This window comes from Paenibacillus sp. GCM10027626, from assembly GCF_042676285.1.
GTDB lineage: Bacteria > Bacillota > Bacilli > Paenibacillales > Paenibacillaceae > Paenibacillus_Z.
The window spans coordinates 164,582-181,344 of sequence record NZ_JBHTHC010000004.1; the positions used below are offsets into that span (position 1 = coordinate 164,582).

The window sequence follows — 16,763 nt, forward strand, 5'->3', positions numbered from 1 at the left end:
ATTTCATTCTCCTTAATCCATCCGTCCTCCCTTCAATGTAAACGTTTCAACCTCTACCTTATCAGCTTAGCTTGATTTGCCGGCGCATACAACCCCTTTAGCGGGAAAAAATGATCCGCCTGCTTAGAACAGACGGACCATTTCCTCCGGCGGCAGCGGCTTGCTAAAATAGTAACCCTGCACCTCATCGCATTGCCGTTCCTCCAGAAACGCCAATTGCTCCGCAGTTTCCACACCCTCGGCAATGACCAGCAAGCCAAGCTGATGGGCCATCGCAATAATCGAACCGACGATATCCGCATCATGACTGCCCGAATCAATATCGCTTATAAACGATTTATCAATTTTTAATCTATGTAGGCCAAAACGCTTCAGATGATTAAAGGAGCTGTAGCCTGTGCCGAAATCGTCCATCGCGATCTGTACGCCAAGCGCGCGCAAGCCATGCAGCGCCTCAACCGTCGCCGCAACGTCCATCGTCATCGACTCAGTAATTTCCACTTCCAAATATTTGGCTTCCAGCTTCGTTTCCGCCAGCACCTTCTTGATTGAATCAATCAAATGGCTCTGGGCAAATTGTGCAGCCGACAAATTAATCGAAATGCGCACAGGCGGATAGCCGGCATCCTGCCATGTTTTATTTTGCCGGCACGCTTCGCGCAGCACCCATTCGCCAATAGGCAAAATCAGTCCTGTATCTTCAGCAACCGGAATAAAGCGGCTGGGCGCAATGTCGCCCATCGTCGGGTGATGCCAGCGGACGAGCGCCTCGATCCCCGTCAGCTTGCCTGTGCCGATCTGGATTTGCGGCTGATAGTGCAAGCTGAATTCTCCCCGGTCCAGCGCCTTGCGAATCGCCTTCTCCAGCTCCAGTTGCTCATTGGTCACTTTGCGCATATCCGGTTCAAAAAACGTAAAGCGGTTTTTGCCGCCCGACTTTGCCTGATACATCGCGCTGTCAGCATGAATCATTAACGTTTCGATATCGCGGCCATGCTCGGGATAAAGCGCAACTCCGAGGCTGCTCGACATATAAAACTCGCTGCCGCCTACTGTAAACGGTTTCTCGAAGGAGCGCAATATGTAAGATACCCGCTGCTTCACCTGTTCCCGGCTGCTCACTCCCTTGAACAGAAACATAAATTCGTCTCCGCCCATGCGGGCAACGAGATCCTGTCCCTGCACGCATCTTTTCAAACGATCGGACACCTGCATCAGCAGCTGATCGCCCTCGGAATGCCCAAGCGAATCGTTGACAATTTTGAAGCGGTCCATATCGAGAAACACAACGGCCAACTGCTCGCTCTCGCCCCGCTCTTCGCGCTTCAGCTCGTTTTTGGCGACTTGGATGAACATCCGGCGGTTCGGCAAGGTCGTCAGCTCATCGTGATAAGCCATGTAGTTCACTTTCGCCTCGGCCTCATAACGCTCCGTAATATCGCGAAATTGACCGAACGCCCCGATAATTTTGCCGCCGCGGTCGACGATCGGGCTAGCGTCAAATACGACAACGAGATGATAACGGTCGAGACTGATTTCGATGTCTTCATAATGCTTGCCGGCATGCAGCACCTCTTGAAAATAAGGTCCCAAATAAGGCAGCCGGAACACCGATTTGCCCAGCAGCTCCGGACGCTCGCATAAAAATGTGGCCGCAGCAGGACGATTCAATTCGGTAATAAAGCCTTCATTGTCGATCATGATGGCGGCATTTTTTTTCGTCTCCATAATGATCTGGTTCAAAATATGAAGCCGCTTATTTTGCCGGCGCAGCGTCAATTCCCGCTCAATCGAATCGGCAGTCGTTTGCAGCATCGTTATAAAAAGCGGGTTGTGCAGCTCTGCCGCTGTCATCACTGCAATCGAACCAATAATCGTCTTCTCATCCTGGTATTTGATCGGAACCGCATAGCACGACGATCCATGAAAAATCGTATGGAAATGATCGTCGCCGATCAATTGGATCGGAGACTGAAGACGCAGAGACAGAGTTACGACATTCGTCCCGCTCAGCTTTTCAGAAACGCCGCCCCCTACTCTGAAGCCAACCTCGTCCAGCATACTGACCATGCTTTTCTCGCCGGCAATTTGCAAAATGGTTGCCTCATGATCGCACACAGCGACCAGCAGCGGATATTGTTCGGGAAGAGATTCCAGCAACTTGTCCATAAAGTATTGCGTCACCTTAAGCACTTCTTCATACTCTACTACTTTCGCTTGCAGCTCTTCAGCGGATAATTGATTATACATAGGCATGACATCCGGTTCAAGGTTATATTTTTTACACAGTTCATGCGATTGGGTCACATAGCTGGGCTTTGGCTCTGGTGTCATACCTGGCAGTCTCCTCTTTCTCACATTAAACCTTCTTCCCGCTCCTTTCCTCTTAACTGGAATAAACTGTGCTTTTACTATTATAATCGTTTTGATTCAGCTATCAAACTCCTTTTCTACAATTTCATTCCATATTGGCAAATCTCCGTTTATGAGAAGAAATATAGACAACAGTTTAATGTGATGACTAAAGGGATTTTTTGCATTTACTTTCCCTGTATGTCAGGAATCACGAGGACCTACATGCATTTTCTCACTTTAGTTTGCAGCAAAATCACGAATCCCGTTCAAATTAGCCTAAACGAAGTACAGGTTTTCCATTTAGAACGCGAATCATCTGCTCGTCCCCAGCAACTAACGACATAAAATGCAGTTCGTTGCTACTCGATGCTTCATCCTCCCTATGTTGACGATTAGGCTAACGAACCTGAGACACGCTATTGGCCGAAAAATCGGCTTGCTCCGCGTGTAACGAACCTCAGACACGCTATTGACGGAAAAAAGGCAGGGAAGCGGCCGATTTTCGGTGAATAACAATCGGTAGATTCGTTACAGCCCGCAAGTCCCCATTTTGAGCCGAATAAGGGTTGTCCGGTTCGTTAGCGGCCATCCAAATCGAATCGGGCCAAGCAAACAGGCAAAAAAATAGCCGGTGCAGCATCCACCTCGTCAGAACAAAGGTAAGGGCAACATCGATCGAGTCACCGGGAAGAGCCGCGGCTGCGCCGGCTTCTTATGATTACAGCAGATACTGTGAACAGCAGCACGAACAGCAGGAGAGAGAACACCAGCACCTGCTGCCAATCATAGCGATTTCCTGCGTATTTTCCATTGTAAAGAGCCTTCCGGTATGTCCCCGCCTTCTCCTTAATCGCGATAGCATCCTTTTCTTTTGTTTCATTTATTTCATAATATTCGGTGCCTTTAGGATACGTATTGGAAAAATTCCCGCTATAGGTCCCTTCCCGATCTGAATACCTCGTAACCTCGCCAAGCTTCGATCCAATTTTCCCCGGGTCAACTTGCTCTTCAGAAATGACATAGATGTTCCCGTCATACACCACAAACGCATGTGCCCAATCGGCATGAACTGCGCCGCTCATGAATAACACCATAGCGATGAGCATGAGGCAGCTGCTTTTAAATCCCTTTATAAGTCCGCCCATTCCATTCCCCTCTCCCCTCATTCACTTATAGCGCAAAATGCACATGCTGCTTATGAAATGTAAAGTGGTTTCAACATCCATTTTACATAATTTCGGAAATTTAGTAAAAAGATTTGTATCGCACAAAGGCGGGCTCAATCAACGCCTGGGCTACCTCAGATAGCGTAAGAAAAACGCCTGACGGCGTCCTTGGCACTATCGCCAAGTTTTTTCTTCTAACACCGGAGTTCAGGGGCAAAAGCTCTGAAAGATGATCACCTGCAACGCGATTTCATCTAGACGGAAGCCACGGACCTTATTTCGTCAATTTCCTTCCTTTTTGAATTCTGACGGAAGTGAGCGATCTTAATTCGACGTTTTCTTGCGAAATCGGGCTCATCATCATCAAATAAGGGCTCACAGTTCCGTTACAATTTCAAATCGGTCGAATTTCCGCAAATAGCGGCTGTGGCATCCGTTAGATTAGGCCACACCAGCCGAAAATTTATAAAAAAGCCTGGCAAACAATATTCGCCAGACTCCCTTCTCCATATTTTATTTTACATAGAATCTTCCGGTTTCTTCCCAGATTTCTCCCGGTTCTAGGCTGAACAAGCCCACTTCCTCCGCCGGCTGCCCGGCCTTTGGCGCATTGACCAAATTAATTTGCGGCTCCGGGCAGAAGAAGCCCTCCGTCGCAAAATTGTTCCAGATCATCCACTGCTTATAGGAGGTGCCGACATCATACACGAGTGTTACGCCGTGCTTCGTATCCGTCAACTCCATCCGGTTGCGCCCATTTTGCGCCACTGCCGTATAATGGTTGTCCATTGCCGCATAGAACGGATAAACGCCCTCGCCGCGCAGCTGCTCTTCCTCCGAAGCAAGCGGCAAATAATTGCCCGTCGGCAGCATCCGCTCGTTCAATTCCCAGCGCTTACCGATCGTCAGCTTGACCCGGTAATCCTTGGCATCGCCGTTTGACACGAAAGGCGCGTTGACAGCTGTGTGGAAGGCTAGCAGGCATGGCATCGCGTCCTCGCCGTTGTTGCGGATAAATACCTGCTGGGACAGACCGTCGGCACTTAGTGCGTAGCGCAGACGAATTGTAAATTTATGAGGCAAATACGTGTATACTTCGTGCCGCTCGTCAACATTGACGGCTACCGTAACGAAGCTCTCTGCCTCCGTCTGCCCGAAGGACTCCACTGACCAAGGCGTATTCGCCACAAAGCCGTGCAGATGGTTGCCCGTCTTCTCTTCATTAATCGGAAATTGATAGGTTTTTCCGTTCCAAGGGAATTGCCCGTCCTCATAGCGGTTCGGCGGGAAAAGCACCGGAATGCCGTGAATAATCGGCCGCTCCTTGAAGGATGGCATCTCCTCCAGCGTCGGCTCATGCAAAAAGCGGTAACCGTTCTCTACATCGCGGAAAGCGATCAGATTGCCGCCAATTTCCGGCAAAATTGCCGCTTCATACCGGCCGGCCTTCAGCCATATCGCATTTTCGCCTTGATATTCACCTTTATAAGCAGAAAATTGACTCATTTATGTCGACTCCTTCTTTCATTCTTCTACTCTCTTAGATTATCATAGAGAGAGGGCATTAGAGAATGCCCAATTACAAACCCTACTAATCCGGAGGAAAGCAAATGTTCTTACACCTCTTGCTAGCCATCGTTACATTTTCAATGTCGATGTTTTCTAGCGTGGCGGATAAGACCGACCTGCCGCCCGCATGGACACAATATGAGCTCGTCGCCCACGGACTTGGCGCGATCGATTCACATACCTATACCAACACATTGGAAGCCTTTGAGCTGAACTACAAACTGGGCCACCGCCTGTTTGAGGTCGATCTTGTGCTCACCTCGGACAACTATCTTGTCACCCGCAACAATTGGCAGCCTTATCTGTACAAACGCTTTAATCAAATAGCTCCGCCCGCCGGGCAGAAAGGCAAGCCGCTGCCGCTGCAGGAAATTAAAAGCATGAAAGTGCTGGACAGCTATCAGATTCTCGATTTTAGGGACCTGCTTGACCTGCTGCGCAAATATCCGGATATCTACTTTATTACAGATACGAAGGACGGCGATCAAAAACGAGTCGAGCAGCAGTTCAGCGCCATGCTGCGCGCGGCGGGCGATGATGTGCAGCTGCTGGATCGCATTATTCCGCAGGTGTACAATCAGCTTATGTTCCAGCAGGTAGACGAGATTTATCCGTTCTCTTCCTATGTATACACGCTGTCGAAGTCTCCGGACACGCCCAGCCAGGTGCTCAGCTTTGTACGGGAAAACCCGCGGATTCAAGCCGTCACCATGCCGGAGACAATAGCGAGTGCCCGATTTTTAAAACAGCTCAAACGGGCAGGCGTCAAAACCTATATCAATACAATCAATGACACGGAAAAAATGGAGCATTACTTGCAGCAGGGCGGCTACGGCTTCTATACGGACTCTGTCACTTATACCGAATTTGAGGCTGTACGGCCCAAGCCGCGCAATAAACATCTGTGGTTCGAAGGCATCAAAAATGTACTGCTGCTGCCTACCATTATTCCGATGCTGGACTGGAGCTGACAGGGTATCCTTTACTTGCCGGAAAGACGGAGGCTGTATAGCAGCCTCCTCGGCTCACGCAGAAAAAGGATGGAGCGCAACCCGTTTGCTCCATCCTTCGCTTTCCTCTATTTGCTGGCGGCGGCAAATTGATAACGTGCCAGCCACAAGGCGCATACGGCCGTCCAGCTGGCTACATGCGGATCTTCCTCAGCCAGCCCCAGCCCGTGGCGCCCTTTTTCATAGACGTGAAGGTCAAACGGCACGCCGTTTTTGCGCAGGGCAGAAGCAAACTGCAAGCTGTTCTCCACATCGACAGCCTCGTCGTCAGATGTATGCCACAAAAAGGTCGGCGGCGTGTCCGCCGTTACCTGCAGCTCATTGCTCAGCAGCTCTACCTTGGCCGGATCAGGCTCCGCGCCCAGCAAATTGTGCTGCGAGCCTTGATGCGTATACGGCTGCTTCATCGTAATAACCGGGTAACAGAGCATCAGCAAATCCGGACGGCTGGACTGCCGCTCAATCGGATCGGCAGCTTCTGCATCGCCGCGATCGTAATGCGTGCCTGCAGTCGAGGTCAAATGGCCGCCGGCCGAGAAACCGAGCACGCCGATCTTCCGCTGATCAATTCCCCACTCGCCTGCATGATGGCGCACATAGCGGACTGCCCGCTGCACATCCAACAGCGCACAAGGATATTGGTAAGGCGCGACCCGGTAACGCAGCACAAAGGCGTGAATGCCAATGCTGTTCAGCCAGCGCGCGATCGGTTCACCCTCATGATCCGCACGCATACCGTAGCCTCCGCCCGGGCATACGATGACCGCGCCCGGTCCGCCACCCGCTGCAAGATACGGGGTAATGGCAGGACGATCCTCATCGTCATTGCCTTGGGCCAGCGGCGCTCCCTCCGGCCACAATTCTATCCATTCTACTTCGTTCTCAAATCCAGCCATCTAATTTCCTCCTGAGTCAACTCAATCGTTGCCGCCTCCTGACAGGAACGCATCTCCGCCTCGTTTCTTGCCCCCACGATCGCCGCGGTCGGAAACGACTGGTTAAGCACATAGGCAAGCGCGATCTGAATCGTCGAAAAACCTTTTTCCTTGCCCAGCTTCTCCGCACGGTAATAGCGCTCCCAGTTGGCGTCATTATAAAATACGCGCACCAAATCGGCATCCGAGTGATCCTCCGGTGTAAAGCGGCCGGTGAAGAAGCCGCGCGCCTGTGCCGACCAGGAAAAGATCGGCAGCTTGGAGCGCTCGTGCCATGCCAGGATTTCATCGTCCACGCTGACGCAGTCCGCCCAGTAAGGCTCCTTCGCTTTGGCCAGACTCAAATTAGGGCTGCTGAAAGCAAAGCCGCGCAAGCCGTGCTCTGCCGCATAGCGGTTCGCTTCCTCAAGACGTGCCGACGACCAGTTCGATGCGCCAAAGGCAAGAATGCGCCCTGCTTCAACATGCTCATTCAGCCATTCCAAAATTTGACCGACCGGCACACGCTCATCGTCCCGATGCAGCGCATACAAATCGATATAATCGGTGCGCAGGCGCTCCAGGCTTATTTTCAGCTCTTCCTCAATTGCCGCTTTGTACATCCGGGAGCCGTCCTGATTCGGATGAGCGCCTTTGGTCCAAACATTAAATTCACTGCGGTTTTTCCGGTCTTCCATCCACATGCCGATCGCCTTCTCGCTATCGCCGCCGCTGTAGATGTATCCGGTATCGACTGTATTGCCGCCAATCGCCGTAAAGGTATCAAGATTCGTACATACCAGTTCATATACATTAGGCGAAAAATAGTCCGAACCGATGATTAATCTGGAAACTCCTTGTTTTAAGCCAGGTAATTGGATCGTATCCATCATGTTTGTTATTCTCCCTTCTATATGAGTACACGTTGGCGCGTTTCGGCAGAAGCCAGGCAAGCGTCAATAATTTTCATATTGGCAACAGCATCATCCGGCGAGAAACGGGCTGCCTGCTCCCCCCAAGCGACACGGGCAAAATCATCCGCCTGCAGCGCATATTGGTTCAGCTGCGGCTGCTCCTCCACGCGGCGGCCTTCTGAAGTAAAAACATAGAAGCTGGCATCGCCGACAAAAGCATTCGGCACTTCGATCCGGCCTTTTGTGCCGACAACCTCCAGATTATTGCGCGAAGCCGCCCACATGCCGCAATCGAAGGAAAGCGCTACACCGTCAGCAAATTCCAAAATGCCCGCCGCCATCATATCAACGCCATCATGCTCCGGCGATAACAAGGCATGGACAGTCGCCGCCTCCGGCTCTTGCTCCAGCAGCAAGCGCGCGGCTGTTATCGGGTAGCAGCCTACATCATAGATGGAACCCCCGCCCCAATCTTTGCGGTAACGGACATTGGCGCTGTCCGCCGCATTGTTGAACGTGAACGCGCCGCGAATGCCGCGCAGCTCGCCCAGTTCGCCTGAACGGATAATTTCCTTCATGCGATCATAGCGCGGGTGGAAGCGGTACATGAACGCCTCAGCCAAATGAACGCCGGCCTTGCGGCTGGCATCCGCCATCCGCTGCGCTTCCCCGGCATTAAGCGCAATCGGCTTCTCGCACAGCACATGCTTGCCGGCTTCCATCGCTTTAATGCTCCATTCCATATGCAAATGATTCGGCAGCGGAACATAGATCGCATCAATATCCGGATCGTGCAAAATTTCCTCGTAGCTTCCGTAAGCTTTTGCTATATTCAATTCAGCCGCTGTCTGCTGAGCTTTCTCGATTCCACGGCTTGCAATCGCTGTCACTTCACCTGTCTCCGATTGCTGAATACCCGGAATAACCGCTCCCACTGCGATTCCGGCACATCCGATAACGCCCCAACGAAGTTTTTTGCTCATATGGCACCTGCTTTCATGGATTTGGCATCATTATAGTCCAAGTAGCAGGCGGAAGGATATACAACATTAATGCAGCAGCATATTAATTTTTTGCTTGATGGACACTCCACTCGTCAATATACTGGAATACGGCGCTTTTGTCGATTACCAATTGTTTACCTCTTCATCTAAAAAAAAACGGACCCGCCTCGAACCGATCAGTCCGCTGCAGATCCAGCACATTTCAATTAACCTATTACCGTCAATTCCTTCGGAAATGTCGTCAGCACGTCAACGCCGTGAGCGGTCACGACGACATCATCCTCAATCCGCACCCCGCCCAGGCCGGGCACATAGATGCCAGGCTCGATTGTGAATGCCATGCCTGCAGCAAGCTGCTGCTCGTTGTCGCCATGTACGGATGGGTATTCATGTACATCCAGCCCTAGTCCGTGTCCCAATCGGTGCATAAAATAGTCGCCGTATCCTTTGCCGGCAATGACCGCCCGAGCAGTCCGATCGAGGCTGCCAAAAGTAGCGCCAGGCGCGACTGCCTCAATCGCCCGCATATTGGCAGCAAGCACAGTCTCATAAATATCCTGCAGCTTCGGAGCGATATCGCCAACCGCAAACGTCCGCGTAATGTCGGAAGCATAGCCATCGACATAGACTCCGATGTCAAACAGCAGCAATTCACCCTCACGCACAGAACGGTTGCCAGGAACGCCATGCGGCAATGCCGATTTCTCGCCTGCTAGCACTATCGTATCGAACGAAGGCCCATCAGCGCCCAGCTTTTTCATCCGGTATTCCAGCTCCGCGACAAGATCAAGCTCCGTCACGCCAGGCTTCACCTGCGCAACGCCGGCATGCAGCACGTCCTCAATTACCTGAACAGCCTTGCGCATCATCGCAATTTCTTCTGCCGATTTGATCATACGCATCGACTGCAGCTCGGCCGCAAGATCGAAATAAGCATCTGCACCGATGGCCGCGGCCAATGCCTCGAAGCGGCTTACCGTCAAATGCGTTTTCTCCAGTCCGACGCGCCTTACAGCCGCTGAAAGCAGCTTTTGCAGCACTTCATAGGGATTATCGGTATCCGTATGCGTATAGATGCGCGAGATCCCTTTGGCAGCCGTCCCCGCCGCCTCCTTGTCGAGCGCCGGCACAAGCAGAAACGGTTCGTGCCCTTTCACAAGAATAAGCCCGAGAAACCGCTCATGCGGATTGCTGCGAAAGCCGGTCAAATAATAAATATTTGCAGGAAGCGTCACGAATAGCGCATCGAGCGCTTGCTCCTCCATATAACGGTAAAGCCTCTGTATGCGACTTTGCAATTGCACGCACCATCCTGTTCCAATGTTGGTATGCTTAAGCAACATTATAGCACATTTACCCGTTATCCCACTCCACACCGCCGATCAGCTGACAATGGACATCGCAAAAAGGCCAATCATTTGCGTATCTTATTCAATACGCTACGATTGGCCAAGCGCCGGCTATCCAATCCCGCGGCGGCAATGATTTATCCGGCCGCGAAGGAACGACAGCTTTACAATATTGGAGACAGCAGGCGCGTCAACGACTCCTTCAGCTTTTGCGTACGCGACCTCGCATTGTATTGCGCAAGCGTCAGTTCCCGGCAATGCGTCAGGTCTTCATCGAATATCCGCTGCAATTTAGCCGCGGCTTCACTATCGTACACAATCGCATTCGCTTCAAAGTTCAGCTTAAAGCTGCGGATATCGACATTAGCCGTTCCGATCGAGGCGATTTTCCCGTCAACCACGATCGATTTCGCATGGAGGAAGCCGTTGTCATACAACAAAATATGCCCGCCCGCTTCAAGCAGGTCACCCAAGTAGGAAAACGAAGCCCAATACACCATTTTATGATCCGGGTTACCTGGTATCATCAGCTTCACCTTAACACCGGATAAAGCGGCCAGTCGCAGTGCGTTCAATACACTCTCATCCGGAATAAAATAAGGCGTCTGTATACATACGCTTTCCTTGGCGGCATGAATCATTTTGATGTAGGCATTTTTAATTTGCTCATCCGTATTATTCGGGCCGCTGGACACAATTTGTATCCCGACTTTTCCGTGCGCAAAGCCGACCGGGAAATAGCTCGGATCTTCCGGGATCGCTTTATTCGACGCCAAATTCCAATCGAGAAAAAACTGCGCCTGCATCTGCAGCACCGCACTGCCGCGAATTTGCAGATGAGTATCGCGCCAATTGCCAAACCGCTTGTCCAGCCCCAAATACTCGTCGCCTACATTAAATCCGCCGATGTAACCGACTTTTCCGTCAATGACGGCCAGCTTGCGATGATTACGGTAATTGACCCGAATATTCAGGTAAGGAATTTTGGACGGGAAGAAGGCCGCGACCTCTCCGCCAGCGTCAACCAGCGGCTTGTAGTATGACTCCGGCAGACCAAAGCTGCCGATTTGATCATAAAGAAAGCGAATCTGTACGCCCTCTTTTGCCTTTACCGTGAGCGCGTCCATTAATTTGCGGCCAATTCCGTCATCCCGGACGATATAATACATCAAATGGATGAAGGATTTCGCCTCCGCAATCGATACCAGCAAAGCATCGAACTTGTCTTTGCCGTCTATGTAAATATCAATTTCATTGTCTTGCGTGTACAGTGCCGAGCCGCTGGTCAAATTCATATAGATCAAATCGCGGTACGGCACCATCGCCTGATCTTTAAAAACGATTTCATTGTGCAAATAAGCTTTGCGCTGGCCGTCGACGATCTGTTTGATGACCTCAGTGGTACGTTTGCTGATTTTGTACAGTTTGGCCTTACTCATATTTTGCCCTAACAGCAAATAGAGAAAAAAGCCGACGACCGGCAAAAAGAGCAAAACCATCAGCCATGCCCAAGTATTGCCGACATTGCGCCGTTCCAAAAATATAACAACAGCCGCCAATAATAAGTTGAGCACTGTAATGAATATGTAGTAATTATGATACAACCACATCGCGCTCGCGTGCACCTCGTTTCAACCCGGATGAAACAACTATATCGTATTGTGCGTTAGTTAGCAAAGCAAAACATGCACGGATCCGCTTCTAATGAGCGGAAACGTGCATGTTTTCATCTCTTTTATCTTGCCATCCAGCCGCCATCGACACAAAGCACATGACCGTTCATATAGTCAGAAGCCGATGACGCAAGGAACACGGCTGGCCCTTTCATATCGTCCGGAGTTCCCCAGCGGCCGGCAGGGATGCGCTCTGTAATCGCCTTGTAGCGATTTTCGTCGGCAATAATCGGCGCCGTATTATTGGTCGTCATGTAGCCCGGAGCGATCGCATTGACCTGCACGCCGCGGCCTGCCCACTCATTGGCCAGCGCCTTCGTAATGCCGGCAACGCCGTGCTTACTTGCGGTATAGCCCGGCACATTAATGCCGCCCTGGTAAGTCAGCATCGACGCAATGTTAATTATTTTGCCGCTGCCTCTTTCCAGCATATGATTGCCGACAAGCTGACAAAGGAAAAATAAAGAATCCAGATTGAGTGAAATGACATCATGCCAGTCCTGCCGTGAATGCGCCGCGGCCGGCGCACGGCGGATAATGCCGGCATTGTTCACCAAAATATCGATTCCGCCAATCATGCCGATCGCCTGCGACACGACGCCCTCAAGCAGCTCCTCCTTGCTTAGATCGGCTGCGATCCATTCCGCCTGCCTGCCCATTTCGCGAATTTGTGCAACAGTGTCGCGGCATTCTGAGGAAGCTACAGCAACAACATCCGCGCCGGCCTCGGCCAGACCGATAGCCATAGCCTGTCCAAGCCCGCCGGATGCGCCGGTTACAAGCGCCCGTTTGCCTGTCAAATCAAAACTGTTCATTGCCTAGGCACCTCTTTATTTTAATATTCCACTTCAATACCGGCTGCGCGGAACGGTGCTGCCACCTCTTCGCTGCAGCCGCGGTCAGTAATGATTCGCGACACTTCCGGCAGATCGGCGAAAGTGCGCAGGGCGCATTGTCCGAATTTGTAATGGTCGACAACAGCGTATACCGTTTCACTCGTATCAATGAGCGCCCGTTTGTAATCGATCAAATCATTCGTATAGATTGTAAAGCCATGCTGCAAGTGAACCCCCGTAGAAGAGAGGAACGCTTTCTGGATATTCAACGAGCGAATGTAGCTGGCTGCTTCCGGGCCTGCCAGCATATTGCGCACTCTGCAGCCGCCAGGCACCACCAACCGGATTTCATCCTTGCACACAAGCTCGCAAATGATGTTCAGGTCGTTCGTGATGACCGTATACGGGGCGTTGTCGAGCCGCCGCGCAATTTCCAGCGTCGTGCTCCCGCCATCAAGCGCAATAATGTCGCGCGGCTCAATATAGAGCAAAGCCCGTTCGGCGATTTCCGCCTTTTCGGACGGATTTTTAACGTTCGGCCCCTTGGTCGGCAAAATGCCGAACTGCTCGCTCTGCGCTAGCACTGCGCCGCCATGAACGCGCATTAGCAGCCCCTTTTCCTCCAGCTTCGCTAAATCCTCGCGAATTGTTTTGCCTGTCACCTCAAGCAAATCGCTCAATTCGCTTACCGTTACTTCTTTATTTTCCAGCAATGCTTCCATGATTTTCTCATGTCTTCGAATCGGGTTCATCCAAACCATCCGTTCTTCAATCGTTTACCCTTATCGTAACTCGTTCATAGCCACCGCGTCCATATCTTCGAAGGTTTGGTTCTCGCCTGCCATTCCCCAGATGAACGTGTAATTGCTTGTGCCGACGCCGCTATGAATCGACCAGCTTGGCGAAATAATCGCCTGCTCATTGCGGACAACCAGATGGCGCGTTTCTTGCGGCTCGCCCATATAGTGGAACACGACGCCGTCCTCCGGCATGTCGAAATAAAAATAAATTTCCGAACGGCGGTTATGTGTATGGCACGGCATCGTATTCCACATGTTGCCCGGCTTGAGCAAGGTCATACCCATTACGAGCTGGCAGCTCTGTACGCCGCCGCTGTGAATATATTTGTAGATGGTACGCTCATTGGAATTCGTAATGCTGCCCAGATGATTCGGGGAAGCTTCGCTGATCGCGATTTTTACAGTTGGATATGTTTTATGTGCAGGCGTTGAATTCAAATAAAATTTGGCCGGGGCATTCGCATCATTGCTGGCAAAGGTCACTTCCTTGGCCCCGAGGCCGATATACAGACCGTCCTTGGAATCCATCGTATACGCCGTGCCGTCGACTGTTACCGTGCCTTGCCCGCCGACATTAATAATGCCGATTTCACGGCGCTCCAGGAAAAATTCCGCTCCCATTTCCTTTTTATCCGCTTCTAGCACAACCGCCTTGGACACGGGAATAACCCCGCCGACGATAAAACGATCGACATGTGTATAAGTAAGGTTCAATTCATCCGGAACAAATAAGGACTCCATCAAAAATTGTTCGCGCAGCTCCGTTGTATCCATCTTTTTCACTTCATTCGGGTGATTCGCGTAACGAATTTCCACTTAAAAGCACTCCCTTTACGTTTATATAAGTTCATATAGGTTCATGTTAATCCATAACCGTTTATAAATCAACACAAAAAAGAACATGCACATTAAATGTACATGTTCAGCATGCTCAATTATTCAACTGAAAGCAGCTTATTCAGTCTGCCCGGAAAATCGGTAATGACCCCCGTCACGCCTAGCCCGACTACAAGTTTCATATCTTCCTCGCTGTTCACCGTCCAGGCGTATACTTCCAAACCGCGGTCTACAGCGTCAGCAACCGCCGCTTTATCCAGCAGCTTAAAATCCGGATGCAAAGAAAATACAGGGGCACCCAGCTGCTCTGCCAGACCGTGATGGCTTTCTACCTGCTGATGATAGAGCATGCCGATCTTAAGCTCCGGCTCTTGCTGTTTCAAGCGGACAAGCAATTCATGGTTAAAGGAGGAGATGACGACATGCTGCACACGGTTCGTTTCCCGCAGAAATTGCACCAATCGGCGCTCGCCCGCTTCCCCATGCAGGTCTTTAACCTCTACGTTAATCATAATGGAAGGAGGCACAAGCTCGAACACCTCCGACAGGAGCGGAATGCGTTCTCCTGCATAACGCTCATCGAACCAGCGCCCGGCGTCCGCTTGTTGAATTTCCTGAACCGTCAGTTCATGAATCGCTCCGCTGCCATCGGAAGTACGGTCGATCGTGTGGTCATGGCATACGATAATTTCGCCGTCTTTCGAGAAATGGACGTCCAGCTCGATCGCATCGCAGCCCTGCTCCATCGCAAGCTTGAAGGCAGCTAAAGTATTTTCCGGCGCTTCTCCGGCACATCCGCGATGAGCAATTACAAGTGGTTTTTTCATGGCATATTCTTTCCTTCCATTATTAGATAATGTGCTACCATAGTCTGCGTTTGCCTGCTGATACGGCCAGCGCACCCGCTTCGAGCGCATCGTCGATTTCCTGCTGATTGTCCACCAGGCCGCCCGCTATGATCGGCAGCGGCGTTAATTCCGTTACTTCACTAATAATCCGCGGCATAATGCCTGGCATAACTTCCACCGCATCGGGCAAGCTTTGTTCAATCGCCTTGATTCCTTTGACAATGGCATTATGGTCGATCAGGAAGAGACGCTGAATCGCCATCAGCTTGCATTCTTTAGCAATTTTGATCAAGCTGCTGCGCGTTGAAATGATGCCGGTCGGACGAATATGCTGGGCTACATACGCCACCCCACTGCGATCCGCCGCTATGCCCTCAATAAACTCCATATGCAAAAAAACGTGCTTATTCGCTTGTTTAATCCGCTCTACTAATTGTTGAATATTAAATATGGAGCCTGTCAGCAAAAAAATAATATTCACTTTACTTTTTAGTGCCAGATCAAGCTCTGCTTCCGATTGAACAGCGGCAATCGTCTGATGTTCAACCAAATCTACAATAGGATACATGCGTCCACCTCAAATTATGCTTTCGTGTTTCCTATTATACCATGCCAGTATTGTCTAAAGTTCAACAATCTCCTTGATGCTGTTCAATATAAAGGCAGGCTTATCCTCAGCTTGATCGGCCATTTCCTTCGTGGACACTCCGGTCAAAACAAGAACTGAATGCATGCCAGTACTGTTGCCCATCCGAATGTCCGTCTCCAGCCTGTCGCCGACCATATAGCAGTCCGCATAATCGAGGCCGAGATACTCTACGGCGAGCGATGCGGCGATTGGAGAAGGCTTCCCGACTACTAAATCAATCGGCCGGCCTAACGCTCCTTCAATTGCACCAATCAAGGCGCCGGTATCCGGCACTTCCCCGCCCAAAAGCGGACAAGTCCGGTCAGGATTAGAAGCAATAATGAAGGCGCCGCGTATCGCCGCTTGGTAGAGCAAGTTCAATTTGTCATAAGTGAACTCTCTGTCCCAGGACAGTACGACATACCGCACATTATAATCCGTATCTGTTATCGCAATATTATGCTGCCGCAATTCATCGCGAATCGGCTCTTCTCCGATGACGAGCACCTGCTCTCCCGCCTCCACCTTTCCTTTCAAATAAAGAGCTACTAGCAGGGAAGAGTTGACAATCTCATCAACAGATGCCGGAATGCCCATCTTCGTCAGCTTGTGCGCATAGGATGCCCGGGTCGCGATCGGCTTGTTTGTCAAAAACACGACCTTGTCTCCACGTTCACGCAATGTACGAATGGCGTCAGACGCGCCATCCAGCATCTGGTCCCCCAAGTAAACCGTGCCGTCAAGATCAAATATAAATCCTTTCACTTACGCTTTCCTCCTGTCGCCTTGCCATGGTAGCAGCATAAGAGCACTGAGAAGAAACGGCTGAAGCCGTCCTTGGCGCGAGGCAAGTTTCTTCC

At 51.0% G+C, this 16,763-nt stretch carries 15 protein-coding genes; 1 reads left to right on the forward strand and 14 read right to left on the reverse strand.

Features of this window, described 5'->3' with window-relative positions; all coding sequences use genetic code 11:
- Positions 1-123: 123 nt before the first annotated feature.
- The 3 genes from ACFQ0N_RS10565 to ACFQ0N_RS10575 all read right to left on the reverse strand — a co-directional run bounded on the left by ACFQ0N_RS10565 (position 124) and on the right by ACFQ0N_RS10575 (position 5,027).
- Positions 124-2,334 carry an EAL domain-containing protein gene (locus tag ACFQ0N_RS10565; RefSeq protein ID WP_379325654.1) on the reverse strand — a complete coding sequence of 737 codons (2,211 nt, stop codon included), beginning with the start codon at positions 2,332-2,334 and terminating at the stop codon, positions 124-126.
- A 701-nt stretch (positions 2,335-3,035) separates the two neighbouring features.
- Positions 3,036-3,500 carry a hypothetical protein gene (locus tag ACFQ0N_RS10570; protein WP_379325656.1) on the reverse strand — a complete coding sequence of 155 codons (465 nt, stop codon included), beginning with the start codon at positions 3,498-3,500 and terminating at the stop codon, positions 3,036-3,038.
- Between the two features lie 534 nt (positions 3,501-4,034).
- Positions 4,035-5,027 (reverse strand): aldose 1-epimerase, encoded by a 993-nt coding sequence (locus ACFQ0N_RS10575; RefSeq protein WP_379325658.1) that lies wholly within the window; start codon positions 5,025-5,027, stop codon positions 4,035-4,037.
- Positions 5,028-5,131: 104 nt separating this feature from the next.
- Between ACFQ0N_RS10575 and ACFQ0N_RS10580 the strand changes: the two genes are divergently transcribed.
- Positions 5,132-6,061: a phosphatidylinositol-specific phospholipase C/glycerophosphodiester phosphodiesterase family protein gene (locus tag ACFQ0N_RS10580; RefSeq protein WP_379325660.1), complete on the forward strand. Its 930-nt coding sequence runs from the start codon at positions 5,132-5,134 to the stop codon at positions 6,059-6,061.
- A 107-nt stretch (positions 6,062-6,168) separates the two neighbouring features.
- Here ACFQ0N_RS10580 and ACFQ0N_RS10585 read toward each other — a convergent pair whose 3' ends face one another.
- From ACFQ0N_RS10585 to ACFQ0N_RS10635, 11 genes are all read right to left on the reverse strand, one after another.
- Complete coding sequence (locus tag ACFQ0N_RS10585) at positions 6,169-6,996, reverse strand: alpha/beta hydrolase (RefSeq protein ID WP_379325662.1); 828 nt, start codon at positions 6,994-6,996, stop codon at positions 6,169-6,171.
- A complete protein-coding gene (locus tag ACFQ0N_RS10590) occupies positions 6,972-7,904 on the reverse strand; it encodes an aldo/keto reductase (RefSeq protein WP_379326023.1) in 933 nt (310 codons plus the stop codon). Before ACFQ0N_RS10590 ends, ACFQ0N_RS10585 begins: the two co-directional genes overlap by 25 nt.
- A gap of 20 nt (positions 7,905-7,924) precedes the next feature.
- The gene (locus tag ACFQ0N_RS10595) at positions 7,925-8,911 is read right to left on the reverse strand and encodes a Gfo/Idh/MocA family protein (RefSeq protein WP_379325664.1); all 987 of its coding nucleotides are present in this window, start codon (positions 8,909-8,911) and stop codon (positions 7,925-7,927) included.
- A gap of 227 nt (positions 8,912-9,138) precedes the next feature.
- Positions 9,139-10,230 (reverse strand): M24 family metallopeptidase, encoded by a 1,092-nt coding sequence (locus ACFQ0N_RS10600; RefSeq protein WP_379325666.1) that lies wholly within the window; start codon positions 10,228-10,230, stop codon positions 9,139-9,141.
- Positions 10,231-10,445: 215 nt separating this feature from the next.
- Entirely contained in the window at positions 10,446-11,891 is a 1,446-nt protein-coding gene (gene cls, locus ACFQ0N_RS10605) for a cardiolipin synthase (protein ID WP_379325668.1), read from the reverse strand.
- Between the two features lie 125 nt (positions 11,892-12,016).
- The gene (gene kduD / locus ACFQ0N_RS10610; protein WP_379325670.1) at positions 12,017-12,769 is read right to left on the reverse strand and encodes a 2-dehydro-3-deoxy-D-gluconate 5-dehydrogenase KduD; all 753 of its coding nucleotides are present in this window, start codon (positions 12,767-12,769) and stop codon (positions 12,017-12,019) included.
- 20 nt (positions 12,770-12,789) lie between these two features.
- Positions 12,790-13,542 (reverse strand): DeoR/GlpR family DNA-binding transcription regulator, encoded by a 753-nt coding sequence (locus ACFQ0N_RS10615; protein ID WP_379325672.1) that lies wholly within the window; start codon positions 13,540-13,542, stop codon positions 12,790-12,792.
- A gap of 30 nt (positions 13,543-13,572) precedes the next feature.
- Entirely contained in the window at positions 13,573-14,406 is an 834-nt protein-coding gene (gene kduI / locus ACFQ0N_RS10620) for a 5-dehydro-4-deoxy-D-glucuronate isomerase (RefSeq protein WP_379325674.1), read from the reverse strand.
- A 119-nt stretch (positions 14,407-14,525) separates the two neighbouring features.
- Complete coding sequence (locus ACFQ0N_RS10625) at positions 14,526-15,254, reverse strand: glycerophosphodiester phosphodiesterase (protein WP_379325676.1); 729 nt, start codon at positions 15,252-15,254, stop codon at positions 14,526-14,528.
- Positions 15,255-15,288: 34 nt separating this feature from the next.
- Positions 15,289-15,843 (reverse strand): glycerol-3-phosphate responsive antiterminator, encoded by a 555-nt coding sequence (locus ACFQ0N_RS10630; RefSeq protein ID WP_379325678.1) that lies wholly within the window; start codon positions 15,841-15,843, stop codon positions 15,289-15,291.
- A gap of 54 nt (positions 15,844-15,897) precedes the next feature.
- Positions 15,898-16,668 carry an HAD-IIA family hydrolase gene (locus ACFQ0N_RS10635; protein ID WP_379325680.1) on the reverse strand — a complete coding sequence of 257 codons (771 nt, stop codon included), beginning with the start codon at positions 16,666-16,668 and terminating at the stop codon, positions 15,898-15,900.
- Positions 16,669-16,763: the final 95 nt, after the last annotated feature.

Coding starts and splice junctions, on each gene's coding strand:
- ACFQ0N_RS10565 (WP_379325654.1), bottom strand. CDS start 2,334: ATGACACCAGAGCCAAAGCCCAGCTATGTGACCCAATCGCATGAACTG.
- ACFQ0N_RS10570 (WP_379325656.1), bottom strand. CDS start 3,500: ATGGGCGGACTTATAAAGGGATTTAAAAGCAGCTGCCTCATGCTCATC.
- ACFQ0N_RS10575 (WP_379325658.1), bottom strand. CDS start 5,027: ATGAGTCAATTTTCTGCTTATAAAGGTGAATATCAAGGCGAAAATGCG.
- ACFQ0N_RS10580 (WP_379325660.1), top strand. CDS start 5,132: ATGTTCTTACACCTCTTGCTAGCCATCGTTACATTTTCAATGTCGATG.
- ACFQ0N_RS10585 (WP_379325662.1), bottom strand. CDS start 6,996: ATGGCTGGATTTGAGAACGAAGTAGAATGGATAGAATTGTGGCCGGAG.
- ACFQ0N_RS10590 (WP_379326023.1), bottom strand. CDS start 7,904: ATGGATACGATCCAATTACCTGGCTTAAAACAAGGAGTTTCCAGATTA.
- ACFQ0N_RS10595 (WP_379325664.1), bottom strand. CDS start 8,911: ATGAGCAAAAAACTTCGTTGGGGCGTTATCGGATGTGCCGGAATCGCA.
- cls (WP_379325668.1), bottom strand. CDS start 11,891: ATGTGGTTGTATCATAATTACTACATATTCATTACAGTGCTCAACTTA.
- kduD (WP_379325670.1), bottom strand. CDS start 12,769: ATGAACAGTTTTGATTTGACAGGCAAACGGGCGCTTGTAACCGGCGCA.
- ACFQ0N_RS10615 (WP_379325672.1), bottom strand. CDS start 13,542: ATGAACCCGATTCGAAGACATGAGAAAATCATGGAAGCATTGCTGGAA.
- ACFQ0N_RS10625 (WP_379325676.1), bottom strand. CDS start 15,254: ATGAAAAAACCACTTGTAATTGCTCATCGCGGATGTGCCGGAGAAGCG.
- ACFQ0N_RS10630 (WP_379325678.1), bottom strand. CDS start 15,843: ATGTATCCTATTGTAGATTTGGTTGAACATCAGACGATTGCCGCTGTT.